Origin of the sequence: Alteromonas sp. CyTr2 (genome assembly GCF_947311905.1) — a bacterium.
GTDB classification, from domain to species: Bacteria; Pseudomonadota; Gammaproteobacteria; order Enterobacterales; family Alteromonadaceae; genus Alteromonas; species Alteromonas macleodii.
Window position 1 is genome coordinate 60,525 of sequence record NZ_CAMZMZ010000011.1, and the last position, 16,986, is coordinate 77,510.

Genomic DNA, 16,986 nt, shown 5'->3' on the forward strand with positions numbered 1-16,986 from the left:
AAAAGAAACTAAAACGATGTATCACATAACGTCATACGATATACCCCGTAGTATACGCATTTTCTGTATTAATGTTTGAAATTAGGCGCAGTTTTCTCCTTGGTTATTATTAGACATTCAGTCTATGCTGAAAGGAATAATGGTCAATTAGTTTTAAATGCGGAGATAAGTCTTTTTATGGACAGTTCGTCGTTGCGCCAATTACTTAGAAGTGCTCAGCAAGATGAAGCGGAAGCAAAACGAAGGCGCTTAACGCTATATTTCATATCTTATGTTGGTGGCACCATTATGGCGTTTATGGCGTGGATCAACATGGGTACAAACAACCCATTGCTCGTTGGAACGCTGGCGGGGTCAGCTGCTTTTGTGTACGCCAATGTGGCGTTATCCCATATGTTCCCTCGCGTCGATGTCTTCTATTATCTAGCAGGCTTAGTGGTAGCATTTACCATAAACGGCTTGGTTTATACCGGCGGGCTAAATAATACTGGGCTTTATTTTATCTTTCCCCTGCTTTTTATTCAGATAGTTGTTGTGCGTTTTAAGCCCGCCATGGTTTACGTAGCAGTGACCATGGGTATCGCTATTTTTATGCTCTACAATCAAGAAAAAATAGTGGCTGAGTACCCAGCAGAGCATGTTTCCCGCTTCTTAATCGCTACGTTCTGTTTTATTTGCGTCGCCTTTATAGGTGAAAATTTCTGGCATCAAAGCAGAAAAGAAATGCTGTGCGAAAATTTAGAGCGCATGCGGCAGGCTAATACCGATCCGCTTACAAAACTTCCTAACCGGCGATTCCTTGAAGCTGTTTTTTTTGAACGTGCAATGCAAGATCCCGGTGCTCATTTCCCTTTAAGTGCGGTGGTGGTAGATATTGACCATTTCAAAACAATTAACGATACCTATGGCCACGATATTGGTGACGAAGTGCTTATACATATCACTCGCCTAATGAAAGAAGCAGTAAGAACTACTGACGTGGTGGCAAGAACCGGTGGTGAAGAATTTTTGGTTCTATTCCCTCATGCGACGTTGAGCCAAGCGGTAAAATTAGCAGAAAAAATGAGGAAGGTGATTGAAGCTAATCCGTTTGTAGAGGGTGATGTTAATCACTCCATAACCGCAAGCTTTGGTGTAGCCACAGCGCTTACTGATACAAACTTGCACGCTTGTTTGAAGCAGGCCGATGACAATCTTTACAAAGCTAAAAATGCGGGGCGCAACAGAGTCGTCGAATAGTTTTGGAATAAACGTGAAATAAAGAAGAGACGGAAGGCGCGACTTTTTAATCGACAGACGTGTACCCACTCACGCTAAGAAGAAAGCTGGCTTTTGTTGCTTCACCAGCTTTTTCTTTTGTTTAAATACCGGAGGCTGTTGATCTTTATTATATGAACGTAATTTGCAGCAAGGGCCAACAGGCTCTTAAGGCATTACCCTAGAACTTTTTGAAGCCAAGCACTTATGTCGTTAAGCTCTTGCATACAAACATTGTGCTGCATGGTGTAAGTCTGCCACGTGGCATTAAAGCCACTTTCGCTCAGCGTTTTAAACGCAGCATTGCCCATAAATACCGGCACCACTTCGTCTTGCTCACCATGTGCCATCATAATTGGCGTTTCGCGGTTTGTGTCTTTTGCTTCGCTTCCAAGAAGTGATGGCTCGCACATATAAGTAGATAGAGCGATAACACCTGCAAATTTATTGGCATATCGAGGTGCTAAGTGCAGAGCAATAACACCGCCTTGAGAAAATCCTGCAAGTACAATACGTTCGCTAGGAATGCCACTTTCAATTTGTGCTTCGATAAGCGCTTCTACCTGAGCAGCCGACTCTTTTACACCTTCTAAGTCCGCACGGCTTTCAAAATCTAACGATTTGATATCGTACCAAGCGCGCATTCTCATGCCGCCATTGATAGTCACAGGGCGTTCTGGAGCGTGAGGAAAGAGAAATTTAACCGCCATTGATTCGGGCAGTTTTAGCTCGGGCACTATAGGCGCAAAACCATGGCCTGAATCGCCAAGACCGTGAAGCCAGATAACGCAGGCATCAGGCGTAGTGGATGGGTTTATCTCTACGCACGGCAGAAGTTGCTGAGTCATGCTTTATTTCCTAGTTTTGGGGTCAGAGTACATTTAGGGCCAGAAAAAGTACTCTGACCCCATTAATTTTTGCTGTGGTAACCCATCGGCATAAGCTTGATAGAATGAACCAAGTTTTCACTATGCAATGAAAGGTACGGCACAACCGCTTAATATGCTATCATTGCCACTTGAAATCACCACATTTTGAAAGAATTTTAATACCCTATGGCTTCACTACTCGGCAACTTATTCATTCTTGCAGCTCCTTCTGGAGCAGGAAAATCAAGCCTTATAAAGGCGCTAATGGAAAAGTATGAAAGCAATACAGCTACGCCAATGCAGGTGTCTGTATCTCATACAACACGTCAACCTCGTCCGGGTGAAGTCGACGGCGTGCACTACCATTTTGTGAGTCGAGAGCAGTTTGAAGCGCTGATTGAACAGGGTGTGTTTTTTGAATACGCAGAAGTATTTGGCAATTATTACGGCACATCCCGCGTGACGATTGAACAAACTTTGCACCGTGGTATTGACGTATTTTTAGATATCGATTGGCAGGGCGCGCGCCAAGTCAAAAAGCTTATGCCAGACACATGCGGTATTTTCATTCTTCCGCCTTCACTCGACGTGCTAGAGCAGCGTTTAAATAATCGCGGTCAAGACAGTGAAGAAGTCATTGCAGGTCGTATGGCGCAAGCCGTAGCTGAAATGTCTCATTTCAATGAATTCGATAGCGTAATTATCAACGACGACTTTGCGACTGCGTTAAACGATTTGGAAGCCATCGTTACAGCACAGCGACTTCGCACGGGAAAACAACAAATGCGCCATCAAGTGCTATTGGACGAACTGCTCGGTAGCGCGTAAGCTTAACTTAACAATACGTGTTTTGTTTTAGCATCGAACGATCGCTGCATAAATTGCATGATCTGACTGCTTCAAATTCAAACAAAACGCTAGGATCGCGCCACGTATCTGTGTATACTACGCGGCCGTTTTTTGAATAACTTGCTCAACCTAATTTTCGGAGAAATACATGGCTCGCGTAACTGTAGAAGATGCCGTAGATAAAATTGGTAACCGCTTTGACCTAGTGCTTGTTGCTGCACGCCGTGCACGTCAAATTGCCACTGAAGGAAAAGATCCTATGGTTGACGTTCAAAACGATAAGCCAACTGTTACAGCACTTCGTGAAATTGAAGAAGGTTTGGTAACGGCTGCTACGCTTGAACAAGCAGAACTTCAAGCTCAAGAGCAGCAAGAACATGCTGAATTTGCATCAGTAGCAAACATCCTATCTGATCAATAAAACCTCTTTTTTACGGTTTTATCGGTATTTTAGCGCCAGTGCTTTGAAAAAAGCACTGGCGCTTTACTTTTGGCGTATTGGCTTCTTGCACAATTAAACGTATTCTTAGGGTTGTAACGTTAGATAAGGGTCACGCTTCACTGTGTATTTGTTTGAAGGTTTAAAGCAGAAAGTTTTAGAGTACTTACCAGCCGACCGCGTTCAGTTGGTACAAGAATCTTTTGTGCTTGCGCAAGAAGCGCATGACGGACAAATGCGTTCAAGCGGCGATCCGTACATTACTCACCCAGTTGCAGTTGCCGGTATTTTGGCTGACATGCACCTTGATCACGAAACGATCATGGCGGCACTCCTTCACGACGTTATTGAAGATACCCATTACAGCAAAGAAGACTTAGCCGAAGCTTTTGGCGATACCGTTGCTGAACTGGTAGAAGGGGTAAGTAAGCTAGATAAACTCGCGTTTAGCACTAAACAGGAAGCGCAGGCGGAGAACTTCCGTAAAATGATGATGGCCATGGTGCAAGACATCAGGGTTATTCTTATCAAGCTTGCTGATCGCACGCACAACATGCGCACGCTCGGGTCATTACGACCAGACAAGCGCCGCCGCATTGCGCTAGAAACGCTAGAAATCTACGCGCCAATCGCCCACCGCTTGGGTATTCACGACATTAAAAATGAGCTTGAAGATTTGGGTTTTCAGGCCATGTACCCTATGCGTCATCGCGCACTAAAGTCTGCTGTGCGCCAGGCCCGCGGTAATCGTAAAGAGATTATCGAAAACATTCGCGAAGAGCTGAACACTCGTTTAGACGCCTACCAAATTGAGTCGAATGTATTGGGTCGCGAAAAACATTTGTATTCCATTTACCGCAAAATGAAAAACAAAGAACTTATGTTCAATGAGGTAATGGATATTTATGCGTTTCGCATCGTTGTTCAATCGGTAGATAACTGTTATCGCGCCCTCGGTGCTATGCATGGGCTGTACAAGCCTATTGAAAACCGTTTTAAAGATTATATCGCTATCCCTCGAACCAACGGCTATCAGTCGTTGCATACGTCATTAATTGGCCCGCACGGCATTCCTGTGGAAATTCAAATTCGAACCCAGGAAATGGACCAAATGGCAGACAAAGGAGTGGCGGCGCACTGGCTTTACAAAGAGCCTGGCGATAATGGCACCACTGCACAGCTTCGAGCGCGCAAGTGGATGCAAAGCCTGCTTGAGCTTCAGCAATCGGCCAGCTCATCCTTTGAATTCATCGAATCGGTAAAAACCGACCTGTTCCCTGATGAAATTTACGTATTTACACCAGACGGACGTATTATCGAGTTGCCAATGGGCGCAACCGCCGTTGACTTCGCTTATGCCGTGCATTCCGATGTGGGTAATACCTGCGTAGGTGTGCGCGTAGAGCGCAGAAACTTTAGCTTAAGCAAGCCGCTTGAAAACGGTCAAACCGTGGAAATTATTACCTCGCCGAAAGCTAAGCCTAATGCGAACTGGCTAAACTTTGTTGTGAGCGCTCGCGCGCGAACCCGTATTCGTCAGTATCTGCGTAAACAGCACTCTCAAGAAGCGGTGAACATGGGTAACCGTCTACTTCGCCATGCGTTAGGCAGCGTGAAATTAGACGATATTCCAAACGAAGATATCGAACGTGTGGTGGCCGAAACTAAGCATGCTAATTTTGACGATTTGCTAGTAGATATCGGGCTTGGTAACGAGCTAAGCGCAATTGTAGCGCGTCGTTTATTGGGTGAAAGCACAACAGATTTATCAGATAAGAAAGGTAATGTGGCTATTCGCGGCACAGAAGGCCTGCTTGTTCATTATTCTCGTTGTTGCCATCCTATTCCAGACGATGAAATTGTTGCGGTTTTAAGCCCAGGTCGCGGCATGACTATTCACCAAATTGGGTGTAACAATATTCGCAAGCTTACGCGAGAAGAACCTCAACGCGTATTGCCCATGCAGTGGGACGACAACCCGCAAGGTGAATTTAAAGCCTCACTGCGTATAGAGTTGTTTAACCATCAGGGCACACTGGCAACTTTAACGAACACCATTTCAGGGTGCGATTCCAATATCATTGGTCTGCAAACTGAAGAGAAAGAGAGTAATATCTACTTTATTGACCTTGAACTTACCACGCACAACCGTGTGCACCTGGCTCGCGTAATGAAGAAAATACGTACCATGCCGGAAGTTCAAAGAGTGTCTCGTCATAGTCAATCACGACACTAATTACTACACTATTTAGGAACTACTATGTCTAAGTCTATTATTCAGACCGATAAGGCACCTGCTGCTATTGGTACTTACAGCCAAGCAGTTAAAGCAGGTACTACCATTTATCTTTCAGGGCAAATTCCTCTTGTTGCTGAAACTATGGAAATGGTTTCTGACGACTTTGAAGCGCAAGCTGTACAAGTTTTTGAGAACATTAAAGCGGTGTGTGACGCTGCGGGCGGCACTACAAACGACTTAGTGAAGGTGAACATCTTCCTTATCGACCTAGGTCACTTTGCAACGGTTAATGAAATTATGAGCCGTTACTTCACCAAGCCTTACCCAGCACGCGCAGCCGTTCAGGTGTCGGCATTGCCTAAAGGTGCACAAATTGAAATTGATGGTGTAATGGAACTGCCGGAGTAAGCCATGTCACCTGAGCGTTACCAACGCATAAGACAAGTGCTGGAAAGAAGGCAAACAGATCTTACGGTTTGCCTTGAAAATGTACACAAGCCGCATAACGTATCTGCAGTAGTGAGAACCTGTGATGCAGTGGGTATTCATCGCGTTCACACCGTGTGGGAAAAGAAATACCAGTTTCGTCGCGGCACCGCTATGGGCAGCCAACAATGGGTGCGTCAAACCAATCACGATAATATCAACGACGCGATGGCTGAATTAAAAGGTCAAGGTATGCAGGTGCTGGTAACCCACTTATCTGATACCGCTGTCGATTTTCGTGATATTGATTACACCAAGCCTACGGCTATTTTGTTTGGTCAAGAGAAATACGGTGCCTCTGATGAGGCGAAAGCCGTTGCCGATCACGACATTGTTATTCCTATGATGGGCATGGTGCAGTCGTTGAACGTATCGGTAGCCGCAGCGCTAGTACTTTACGAAGCCCAGCGCCAACGTACTATTGCAGGTATGTATAACACCCAGCAGTTACCAGAAGAAGAGTGCCAAGCATTGGCCTTTCAAAATGGTTACCCGCGTTTGTATAAACTTTGCCAACGCAAAGGTTTGCCTTTGCCTGCTATTAACGCCATTGGTGAAGTGGATGCCGACGATAGCTGGTGGAAAGAAATGCAGATCACAAAAGCAGAAGCAAACGCGCTAGAGGCCGACTAGGGCCTAACCTATTGGTAGCACTTTTAGTTTTGCTCGTACTTGTATAGGGGCCAGCGTAAAAAACTGGCCTAAAGCGTACTCGCCAACCCCTCAACAATCCTTTACACTTCTTTTCCTATAACATGTTGAATAACACCAGCTTGTGCCAATTCAAAGGTTAAATAGTTAATGTTCCAAAAGAAGGATATCGCTTGATGCAAGCACTGGCCACTACACCCATTACTGCGCTTAAAGGCGTAGGCGCAAAGGTGGCAGAAAAGCTTAACAAAATAGGTTTGTTTACCCTTCAAGATATTCTGTTTCATCTTCCTCACCGCTACGAAGACAGAACCCGTATTTATAGCGTGGCAGAGTGCCGCCCGTTTACTCATGTAAGCGTGCAGGGCCAGGTAATGAGCGCCGACATTCAGTACGGAAAGAAGCGCATGCTGGTGGTCAAGCTTAGCGACGGTACTGGTACCATAACCTTACGCTTTTTCCACTTTGGTGCGGTGCAGCGTTCAATCATGACACCAGGCAACACGGTGCGCTGTTTTGGAGAAGTGCGTACTGGCAAGTGGGGCATTGAGATGATGCACCCAGAGTTTAAGCTTGTGGATGAAGACGCGCCACCATCAGAAGAATCACTAACCCCGGTTTATCCCACTACCGACGGTGTAAAACAGCTAACCCTTCGTAATTTGACTGACCAAGCTTTAAAGCTTTTGGATAAAGGGGCGCTGGCCGATTTGCTGCCCGACGGTATTTACGATAATCAAATAAGCCTGAACGAGGCCCTTCATCTGGTACACAGGCCGCCGCCTGATGTCGACGTTCACGAAATGGAAGAGGGGTTGCACCCTGCCCAGTATCGGTTAATTCTTGAAGAGCTGCTGTCTCATCACCTTAGTGTGCTTAAAGTGCGAAAGCTATCAGATGCGCAGCCTGGCATTCCCATTAAGGTGAATCAGCCGCTTATCGATAAAATGCTTGCCCAATTACCATTTTCACCAACGGGTGCTCAGGCTCGCGTGGTACAAGACATTCAAAAAGATATGCAGCATGCGCGGCCTATGATGCGCCTTGTACAAGGCGATGTAGGGTCGGGCAAAACCTTAGTTGCGGCACTGGCCGCGCTATCAGCCATTGGTGCAGGGCATCAGGTAGCGTTAATGGCACCTACTGAGCTGTTGGCTGAACAGCATGCCAATAACTTTCGTGGCTGGCTAGAACCTTTAGGTATTGAAGTAGGTTGGCTTGCCGGAAAGCTGAAAGGCAAAGCCCGCAATGAAGTATTAGCCCGCTTAGAAGCTGGCGATATTCAAATGTTGGTGGGTACTCACGCCATCTTCCAGGAAAGCGTAAATTACCAGCAGCTAGCGCTAGTTATTGTAGATGAACAACACCGCTTTGGTGTGCATCAACGTTTGGCCCTGCGAGATAAAGGCGAGCAGCAAGGTCGCTACCCTCATCAGCTAATTATGACGGCGACGCCTATTCCAAGAACGTTGGCCATGACAGCCTATGCCGATTTAGACACCTCGGTTATTGATGAGTTGCCACCGGGCAGAACACCGGTGCAAACCGTGGTATTACCCGATACACGCCGCGCCGATGTGATAGAGCGCGTACGTCAGGCCTGTAAAGAAAACGGCCGCCAAGCCTACTGGGTGTGTACGCTAATTGATGAGTCGGAAGTGTTGGAGTGTCAGGCAGCAGAAGACGCTGCGGTTACCCTTCGTACTGCGCTGCCAGACCTACACGTTGGTTTGGTACACGGGCGTTTAAAGCCTGCTGAAAAAGCGCAGGTTATGGCCGACTTTAAAGACGGAAAGCTGGATTTATTGGTAGCGACTACCGTTATTGAAGTAGGCGTAGACGTACCTAATGCCAGCATCATGATCATTGAAAACCCTGAACGATTGGGTTTAGCACAGCTTCACCAGCTTAGAGGCCGAGTGGGGCGTGGTGCGGTAGAAAGTCAGTGTGTACTTATGTACCAGAGCCCACTATCGAAAACCGCTACTCAGCGCCTTGGCGTATTGCGCGAATCTAACGACGGGTTTTATATTGCCCAGCGCGATTTGGAAATTCGTGGCCCGGGTGAATTTATGGGTACTAAGCAAACGGGAATGGCCGAACTTAAAATAGCAGACCTAGTACGCGACGCCGCTCTTATCCCTAAGGTTCAGGAAATTGCCTATACCCTTTGGGACAAATACCCCTCTCACGCTCAAGCCATCATTAATAGATGGATAGGGCATAAGGAGCAGTACGGTCATGCTTAATCATGTGCCTTTAATTATTTGTGATGACACCAATAGCGATGACGCTGCATTAATTAGTGCAATCAGCGAAAAGTGGGGTTTTCCTGTTGTTAGCAGCAGTGAAAAGCCTAGCGAAGGCTTGTATTTGCAGGTACAAAACGGCGTGCTAGGGCTTGCCGACGCAGGTGAGAAAAAAGTGAATCCGGTAGAGGTTGATTTTGCTTCGCCGGCAAGTTTGTATCGCAAGCAGTACGGCGGTGGGCGCAAAGAGCCCATTGTTAAGGCCATTGGTCTTAAAGGCAATGAAGCATGGCACGTAGTGGATGCAACGCCTGGGCTAGGTCGTGATGCCTTTGTTTTGGTAAGCGTTGGCTGTAAGGTCACAATGATAGAGCGATCGCCTGTGGTTGCCGCCTTGCTTGAAGATGGTATTCGCAGATTAGCGCTTAGTTTTCCGGAACTTGCAGCTAAAATGTCGCTTCAACATGGAAATAGTGCTGAGGTAATGCAATACTTCACTGGTGAGAATGTGAACGCTATTTACTTAGACCCCATGTTCCCGCACAAAAAGAAGTCAGCCTTGGTGAAAAAGGAAATGCGGCTGTTTCAGCAACTGCTTGGTCATGACCCAGACGCAGATGCGCTGTTACCGCCAGCACTAGAGCTAGCCACGCATCGGGTAGTGGTGAAACGCCCAAACAGTGCAGACGTGCTGGCAGGAATAAAAGCATCAATGGCTATTGAAAGCAAAAAACACAGATTTGATGTGTATTTGTGTCACAAAATCTAGGAGAGTAGCATGATACAAATTGGGGGCACTTTGCCTGAAGTAGATTTTAGCCTTTTAGTAAATGGCGAGATAACCAACCCAGGAACTAACGAGTTGTTTTCAGATAAGCGCGTCGTATTGTTTGCGGTACCCGGTGCATTCACGCCGACCTGTTCTCAAGCCCACTTGCCAGGCTATGTAGCGCTTGCTGATAAGCTTAAAGCCAAAGGTATTGATAGTATTATTTGCTTAAGCGTGAACGATGCATTTGTTATGGATGCATGGGGCAAAGCAAGCAATGCTGAAGAGATCATAATGCTGGCAGACGGCAATGGTTTCTTTACCAAGCAAATTGGCTTAGACATGAACACGGGCAATTTCGGCGGCTTGCGTTCGTTACGTTATTCAATGCTTGTGGAAGATGGCGAAGTGAAAAAGCTAAACGTTGAAGACCCAGGTCGTTTCGACGTTAGCGATGCGCAAACCATGCTAGATAGCCTGTAACACCGAAATTACTGCGTTAATAATATCAAGAGCCCGCAACTAAGGTTGCGGGCTTTTTTCGTTCAGATGTTTGTAAAGATTCGTTAATACCAGTCCGCATAGATAATTACCAGCGCCTTCTGAGTGGGCAACTATCTATGCGAATTGGTATTCTTTACTTATGTGTATGCTGGTCGGGATTTTCATTAAAATGTAATCTATGTATGATCTGGCGCTCTGTAAATAGCGTTGAATATCAGTACGTTCAGTGAAGGTTAATGAACTAACATGCAGTATTCTGTGTCGGAAGTGCAGAAAAAATAAGGGCTAACACACTACGTTACTTAGCATGTGGGCTCGTTCAGTTACCTTTACTTGATTAATGATAATAAGTATCATTTGCGTGAAAAGACAAACGTTTTAGGAATAATTATGACAACAACACTGAAAAAAATGAGTGCTTTGGTACTGGCTTCTGCGGTCACTTTCTCGATGCTATCTTCTCAGGCGCTTGCTAACGGTGCCATTGGCGATCACGTGAACAATCTTCACGCGCACATCGGCGAATATACGGAAGAGGTACATTGGTTAGAAAGCAAGTTTGGCAGTGTTGTTGATGCGTATGAAGCAAAAGATAAATCGCTTAAGACCGATGCACTGATTGAGTATTGGGAAGAGGTTGATTTTCACTCTGCTATTGAAACCCAGTATGTGCCTATTTACGCCTCTATTTGGCAAGGTATTTATGGTGTGAAAGTCGCCATTGATGAAGGCAAGCCTGTTGCAGACGTACGCGTAGAGCAAGAGAAGCTAAATCATGCCTTGTGGCAGGCGTTAGGCGCAGTTAAACTTGCGTCCCAGTATCAAAAGAAAGGCTTAGTGAACAAGGTTCAAACCACCGAAAAAGAACCTACCACAGGCCCTGAAGTTATCGACGATATTAAAACACGTCTTGATCGTGTTGTTGCTAAGTACGCGGAACAGCTTCACGAAGTAGCAACTACACTCGTTCACGATACTTACCTTCAACGATTTGAAGGTGTGGAAGGTGACTTGATTGCGAAAAACGCAGCTTTGGTTGAAGACTTGGAGAAAGACTTTAACGTAACGCTTCCACAAGCTATCTCAAAAGACACTGGCGTTGATTCAGTTCGTAAGGTCGTAGAGTCTATGCAGGCCAAACTTGACCGCGCTCGCGCACTTTTGGTTGAAGTAGAACAAAGTCGTAAAGACGTATTTTAAGGAAGGTGTATGCAACGTAGAACATTCTTACAAGGCTTAGCAGCGGCCGGTGCATTATCTGGTTTGCCGTTTAGTTTTGCTCACGCTATGACACAAACAGGCAGTGTGTCAGTTGAGTCACTGCCTAAATTGGAAGGTGATCTTACACTTTACTTAGGTCGTGGTGAAGGTGGCTTGTACGAGAATGTTCTAAAGGCCATCGAAAAGCGCAATCCAAAGCTTAATCTTAAAATAAGACGCGGCGGCTCTGCGGCATTAGCCAACACCATCGTAGCTGAGACTAAGGCAGGCGTTAAACGCGCCGACCTTTTCTGGGCCGTAGACACGGGCTCTATTGGCATGGTTACTGATGCTGGCGCGGCTAAGCCGTTGCCAGACGACCTTACTGCGCAGCTGCGTGAAGATTTTCAGTATCCGAGCTGGTCACCGGTAACAGGTCGTGTGCGTACACTGCCTTATAACACTGAGCGTGTTAAACCGGAGCAAATCCCTGAAAGCGTGATGGCATTAGCCGACAGCGATTTAAAAATTGGCTGGGCACCCGCCTACTCATCGTTTCAGTCTTTTGTCACTGCAATGCGCATTTTAGAGGGCGATAAAGCCACTAAATCATGGCTTAAAGGCATTAATAAGCACTCGAAAAAGTACGCAGGTGAACTTGGTGTAGTGATGGGCGTTGAACGTGGTGAAGTCGATATCGGCTTTGCGAATCACTACTACACCCTTCGCCTTAAATCAGGTAAGCCGAACGCAAACGTAGCGCTTGCGTACAGTAAAAGCGACGCAGGTTGCCTAGTAAATGCGTCTGGTATTGTGGCATTGAGCGACGGTGACTTGCCGGTTAACTTCATTCGTTACCTGCTTTCGCACGAAGTTCAGTCTTATCTTGCTCGCGAAGCCTACGAAATTCCTCTGGTTCAGGGGGTTGAACAGCCGCAAGGCTTAGCTGACCTAAGTACGCTGTCACCGCCTGAAATGGACCTTCGTAAACTGGCTGACTTACGCCCTACACTTAATCTTATGAGGGAAGTTGGCGTACTGTGACAAATTGGCCAAAGTCGTATCCACTGGCACTTCTTATCGCGCTGATGGCTTTATTGCCCGTCGGCGTTTTGTTTTCTCTAGCTCAAGATAGTGCGCAACTTTTCGATACCCATAACCTAAGGGTACTAGCGAACACGGTGTCATTGGTGGTGCTTACCATTATTGGCTCTGTACTTATCGGAGTGCCGCTTGCCTTTTTAACCGCTTATGTGCAGATGCCATTTAAGCGGTTTTGGCTCATTTTACTTGCCGCGCCATTAGCACTACCAAGCTACATTGGCGCATTTGCGATGTACTTTTCATTTGGCACAGGTGGCGAAATTGAAAATGTGCTGGGAATTAGCACTCCACCTATCAGCGGCCTTTGGGGCTCTGCGCTGGTCATGAGCCTTTATACTTATCCATTTGTCATGATGACAACCCGTTCAAGCTTACTGAGTTTAGATGCAAGTTTGGTTAACGCGGCGCGCACGCTAGGGTTAACCTTAGGCGCAAGCTTATGGCGAGTGGTTTTACCGCGTGTTGTGAATAGCGTTGCCGCAGGGGCACTCCTTGCTGCACTTTATGCGTTATCCGATTTCGGTACGCCTGCAATAATGGGCTTCGACACTTTTACCCGTGTTATCTTTGTTGAGTATAACGCCTTCGGTCTTAGTCAAGCCGCTATGCTGAGCCTTCAGCTTATGATTATTGTTGGGCTTATTCTATTTATAGAAAGTCGTATTAGTGGCGCTCAAGAGCGCCCAGGTAAGCATTTATCGTTGTTTCCTGCTCGCTGGCAGCGAAATCTAATGTTGCTGGCTACTATGCCGGTGGTATTTATGGCTATTGTGCTTCCCCTTGCTATTTTTACGCTGTGGTTAGTGCGAGAAGGCGCCGGCGGTTTTGAATTTAGCTATGCGTGGAACTCAGCTCATGCGTCATTTATTGCAGCGATTGTTGCTGTATTACTCGCCATTCCGGTGGCTCATGCCGCTATTGCCGGAAAAGCTGGACGCTTTATGGAGCGCATTACTTATTTTGGCTTTGGGGTTCCGGGTATCGTAATGGGGACGGCCCTTGTTTATGTTGGCCTGCAGTTGCCCGCGCTCTATCAAACGTTAAGTCTGCTTGTAATGGCTTATGTACTGCGCTTTATCCCACTTGCTGTGGGAAGTGTAAGAAGTACGGCTGAGAATATTGATTCAGGTCTGGTAAAAGCCGCTCGTGTGCTAGGCGCTAGCCCGCGTGAGGCATTTATGCGAATTACGCTGCCGTTAACCCTTCGTGGTATGATAGCGGGCGCAGCGCTTGTGTTTTTAGAGGCCATGCGCGAACTACCTGCAACGCTAATGTTAGGACCTACAGGATTTGAAACCTTAGCTACCTATATGTGGCGTGTTTACGAAGCGGGTTACTTTGGCCGCGCAGCCGTGCCGGGGCTTTTACTTGTTTTATTATCAGGTGTGGGGTTAATTCTCATGCTGTCGGGCGAAAGAAAAGCCCAGTTTACCGTTACCGAGGATGATCGTTCGTAATGCTTAGTGTAAATAATTTGTCTGTGAATTATGGGTCTACCCGCGTTGTCGACAAGTTAAATCTTGAGCTTGGACAAGACGAAATCCTGATGCTGGTGGGGCCAACCGGCTGCGGTAAAACCACCATTTTGCAAGCGTTGGCTGGGCTTATTCCTATTTCAGAAGGTGCTATGAGCCTAGGTGAATGGGAAAGTACAGCAAACAAACATGTTCCGCCTGAAAAGCGTAACGTGGGTATGGTGTTTCAAGACTTTGCGTTGTTTCCTCATCTTACCGTTCAGCAGAACGTTTGCTTTCGTTTAAAAGACACTAAGCTGGCCGATCATTGGCTTCAATTATTAGGCCTAGATAACTTCCGCGATGCAAAACCTGCACGTCTTTCTGGCGGTCAAAAGCAGCGCGTTGCGCTAGCAAGAACGCTAGCTCACGAACCTTCCTTTGTATTGCTAGACGAACCCCTTTCAAACCTTGATGCTGCGCTAAAAGACAGCTTGCGCTGGGAAATTCGCGATGCCTTAAAAAAAGCAGGCGTACCTGCTATTTGGGTAACGCACGATCAAGAAGAGGCGCTAAGCGTTGGCGATAGAGTGGGTATACTTAATAAAGGTGTGCTTGAGCAATTAGACACACCTGAAGCCTGTTACTCTTCTCCTGCCAGCCGTTTTGTGGCGCGTTTTATGGGCGAAGCGAGCTTCTTAAGTGCGACGTTCGATAGCAGCGCAGCAAATACAGACAAAACAGTGGTTACCGATATTGGTAATGTGCCGGGCACACCGCTTCAAGGTGCAAGCGGCAACGTAGACTTGTTGGTACGCCCTGACGATTTAAGCTTAGATGCTGCACTAAGTGAAACTAACTGTACGGTTGAATGGGTACGCTACGAAGGCGAAAGTCGGCTTTACGCGGTTGTCTTAGATTGCGGCGACGAGCTTAAAGTACGAGTAAGCCACGAAAATGCTATAAAGCCCGGTACTCGCGCCTTCGTACAGTTAATAACCACACATCCATTGGCCGTTTTTCCTAGAGGTTAATTGTGATCAAGCGCGATGTAATTGTTATTGGTGCAGGAGCTGCAGGGCTTTTTTGTGCGGCGCAGGCCGGCGCGCGCGGACGCAGCGTAGAAGTGCTCGATCACGCTAAAAAAGTGGGCCGAAAAATCCTGATGTCAGGAGGTGGCCGCTGTAACTTCACTAACATGTATGCAGGCCCTGAAAACTTTCTTTCGCAAAACCCTCACTTTTGTAAGTCGGCACTAAGTCGCTATACTCAATGGGACTTTATTGGCTTGGTTGCCGAGTATGGCATTGCCTACCATGAAAAAACCTTAGGCCAATTGTTTTGTGATGATAGCGCCAAAGAGATCGTCGATTTACTGCTTAATGAGTGCAACAAAGCGGATGTGACGATTACTACTCGTTGCGAGATTCTAAGTGTTGAAAAGAATGAAAGTGGGTACTCACTTACAACCTCGAATGGTGAGTATGAATGTGACTCCCTTGTAATTGCTACCGGCGGTTTAAGCATGCCCAAGCTAGGTGCCACGCCATTCGGCTACAAAATAGCGCAGCAATTTGGTCTTAACGTATTACCTACTCGTGCAGCACTTGTTCCCTTTACCTTGCACGATAAAGATAAAGACACACTGGCAGAGCTTAGCGGTATCGCAGTTGATGTATATGCCAGCTGCAACGACACTACGTTTAAAGAAGCGATGTTGTTTACCCACCGAGGGTTGAGCGGCCCTGCCATGCTCCAAATTTCCAGCTATTGGGAAGCGGGTGACAGCTTAAGTATCAACATGCTACCTAACGACGATGCTACGGCGCTTCTACAAACTGCACGCACAGAGACGCCAGACGCATTGCTTGCTACCTGTTTAAATAAAGTATTTCCAAAGCGTATGGTACAGAGCCTTATTGAGTATCATAGTTGGCGCAACGTGCCGGTGAAACAGCTGACTCACGGCGAGTGCGACGCCATTGCTGACACCCTAGAGAATTGGCAAATAAAGCCAAACGGCACAGAAGGATATCGCACCGCCGAGGTTACTATAGGCGGTGTAGATACCAATGACCTATCATCAAAAACAATGATGGCGAAAAACGTAGAAGGTCTGTACTTCATTGGCGAAGTGGTTGACGTTACCGGTTGGCTCGGTGGCTTTAATTTCCAGTGGGCATGGAGCAGTGGTTGGGCAGCAGGGCAAGTGGTTTAAAACGACATACCAATTGCTAATCCAGCAACCACCGCACTCTTTTGTGTAAGTGGTACCTACCAATGCAGATAAATGATGGGGTGACGTTTCCCAATGATGAGCATTTCCCTTTGCAACAACAATGGGGGCAAATACCAAGGCAGCAACCAAGCCTAACGCTATTTGAACTCGCATAGTTAAGCTTACATCTACCCATAGCATCAAAATCTCGCTAAGGTGTCTGTATACAAGCCACCGAAGGAAAGAATAAGATAATGATTGATGAGAAACAGAAGGTACGTTTTTTAGATACTTGTACCGAACAGCTTATCGCGCTTTATACAGCCAGCAAAAACGGTAAAAAAGTCGATGCTGAGAAATATCGGGTACAAGGATTTATGCACGCTGGCGAGCTTCTAGGGATAATTACCAATGAACAGGGCAAGGCGCTGATTGCCGACTTACATGTACAGGTTTTTGGTGAAACTATTGATGAGCGAGCGACAAGAAAACGTAAACTTAATGCGCTAAAAGAATCTGATCCCGATGCATATATTGAGATTCCTGCAATAGAAAGACGTTAATAGGAACGAATCGTTAGCTCAGAAGCAATGTATACATTGCTGTTACTTCTGTTACGGCAAGCGTAGGCACCTACATCACAAATGAACGCTGCAAAGATCTCACCACCCTGTTAAATAAAGCAGATAAACTGATGT

16 protein-coding genes are annotated in these 16,986 nt (G+C 46.5%); 15 read left to right on the forward strand and 1 reads right to left on the reverse strand.

Translation table 11 applies throughout. The annotated features are described in order from the left end of the window. Positions 1–177: 177 nt before the first annotated feature. Positions 178–1,239 (forward strand): GGDEF domain-containing protein, encoded by a 1,062-nt coding sequence (locus QME20_RS08345; protein WP_281715775.1) that lies wholly within the window; start codon positions 178–180, stop codon positions 1,237–1,239. Positions 1,240–1,433: 194 nt separating this feature from the next. Here the strand turns inward: QME20_RS08345 and QME20_RS08350 are convergent, their stop codons facing one another. Beyond that, the gene (locus tag QME20_RS08350) at positions 1,434–2,105 is read right to left on the reverse strand and encodes an alpha/beta fold hydrolase (RefSeq protein ID WP_014977932.1); all 672 of its coding nucleotides are present in this window, start codon (positions 2,103–2,105) and stop codon (positions 1,434–1,436) included. A 207-nt stretch (positions 2,106–2,312) separates the two neighbouring features. Here QME20_RS08350 and gmk point away from each other — a divergent pair, with 207 nt between their 5' ends. From gmk to QME20_RS08420, 14 genes are all read left to right on the forward strand, one after another. Next, positions 2,313–2,954, forward strand: a complete 642-nt coding sequence (gmk, locus tag QME20_RS08355) for a guanylate kinase (RefSeq protein WP_014947804.1) — start codon at positions 2,313–2,315, stop codon at positions 2,952–2,954. 169 nt (positions 2,955–3,123) lie between these two features. Beyond that, a complete protein-coding gene (rpoZ, locus tag QME20_RS08360; RefSeq protein WP_014947805.1) occupies positions 3,124–3,396 on the forward strand; it encodes a DNA-directed RNA polymerase subunit omega in 273 nt (90 codons plus the stop codon). Between the two features lie 142 nt (positions 3,397–3,538). Next, a complete protein-coding gene (gene spoT / locus QME20_RS08365) occupies positions 3,539–5,650 on the forward strand; it encodes a bifunctional GTP diphosphokinase/guanosine-3',5'-bis pyrophosphate 3'-pyrophosphohydrolase (protein WP_039226917.1) in 2,112 nt (703 codons plus the stop codon). A 24-nt stretch (positions 5,651–5,674) separates the two neighbouring features. Then, the gene (locus tag QME20_RS08370) at positions 5,675–6,061 is read left to right on the forward strand and encodes a RidA family protein (RefSeq protein WP_281715776.1); all 387 of its coding nucleotides are present in this window, start codon (positions 5,675–5,677) and stop codon (positions 6,059–6,061) included. Positions 6,062–6,064: 3 nt separating this feature from the next. Beyond that, positions 6,065–6,772: a tRNA (guanosine(18)-2'-O)-methyltransferase TrmH gene (gene trmH / locus QME20_RS08375; RefSeq protein ID WP_014975317.1), complete on the forward strand. Its 708-nt coding sequence runs from the start codon at positions 6,065–6,067 to the stop codon at positions 6,770–6,772. Positions 6,773–6,966: 194 nt separating this feature from the next. Continuing rightward, the gene (gene recG, locus QME20_RS08380; RefSeq protein ID WP_049587128.1) at positions 6,967–9,039 is read left to right on the forward strand and encodes an ATP-dependent DNA helicase RecG; all 2,073 of its coding nucleotides are present in this window, start codon (positions 6,967–6,969) and stop codon (positions 9,037–9,039) included. Continuing rightward, the gene (locus QME20_RS08385) at positions 9,032–9,808 is read left to right on the forward strand and encodes a class I SAM-dependent methyltransferase (RefSeq protein WP_168462690.1); all 777 of its coding nucleotides are present in this window, start codon (positions 9,032–9,034) and stop codon (positions 9,806–9,808) included. Before recG ends, QME20_RS08385 begins: the two co-directional genes overlap by 8 nt. Positions 9,809–9,817: 9 nt before the next feature. Continuing rightward, the gene (locus QME20_RS08390; protein ID WP_061093922.1) at positions 9,818–10,291 is read left to right on the forward strand and encodes a peroxiredoxin; all 474 of its coding nucleotides are present in this window, start codon (positions 9,818–9,820) and stop codon (positions 10,289–10,291) included. Between the two features lie 411 nt (positions 10,292–10,702). Next, the gene (locus tag QME20_RS08395) at positions 10,703–11,512 is read left to right on the forward strand and encodes a hypothetical protein (protein ID WP_014947811.1); all 810 of its coding nucleotides are present in this window, start codon (positions 10,703–10,705) and stop codon (positions 11,510–11,512) included. A gap of 9 nt (positions 11,513–11,521) precedes the next feature. Then, positions 11,522–12,556, forward strand: coding sequence for an extracellular solute-binding protein (locus tag QME20_RS08400; protein WP_014975320.1), 1,035 nt, complete (start codon positions 11,522–11,524; stop codon positions 12,554–12,556). Beyond that, positions 12,553–14,073, forward strand: a complete 1,521-nt coding sequence (locus tag QME20_RS08405) for an iron ABC transporter permease (RefSeq protein WP_281715777.1) — start codon at positions 12,553–12,555, stop codon at positions 14,071–14,073. The genes QME20_RS08400 and QME20_RS08405 overlap by 4 nt, the downstream gene beginning before the upstream one ends. Continuing rightward, positions 14,073–15,104, forward strand: a complete 1,032-nt coding sequence (locus tag QME20_RS08410; protein ID WP_168533143.1) for an ABC transporter ATP-binding protein — start codon at positions 14,073–14,075, stop codon at positions 15,102–15,104. The genes QME20_RS08405 and QME20_RS08410 overlap by 1 nt, the downstream gene beginning before the upstream one ends. Before the next feature lie 2 nt (positions 15,105–15,106). Further along, on the forward strand, positions 15,107–16,288 hold the full coding sequence (locus QME20_RS08415; RefSeq protein ID WP_168533141.1) for an NAD(P)/FAD-dependent oxidoreductase: 1,182 nt from the start codon (positions 15,107–15,109) through the stop codon (positions 16,286–16,288). Between the two features lie 254 nt (positions 16,289–16,542). Further along, a complete protein-coding gene (locus QME20_RS08420) occupies positions 16,543–16,851 on the forward strand; it encodes a hypothetical protein (protein ID WP_281715778.1) in 309 nt (102 codons plus the stop codon). Positions 16,852–16,986 lie beyond the last annotated feature (135 nt).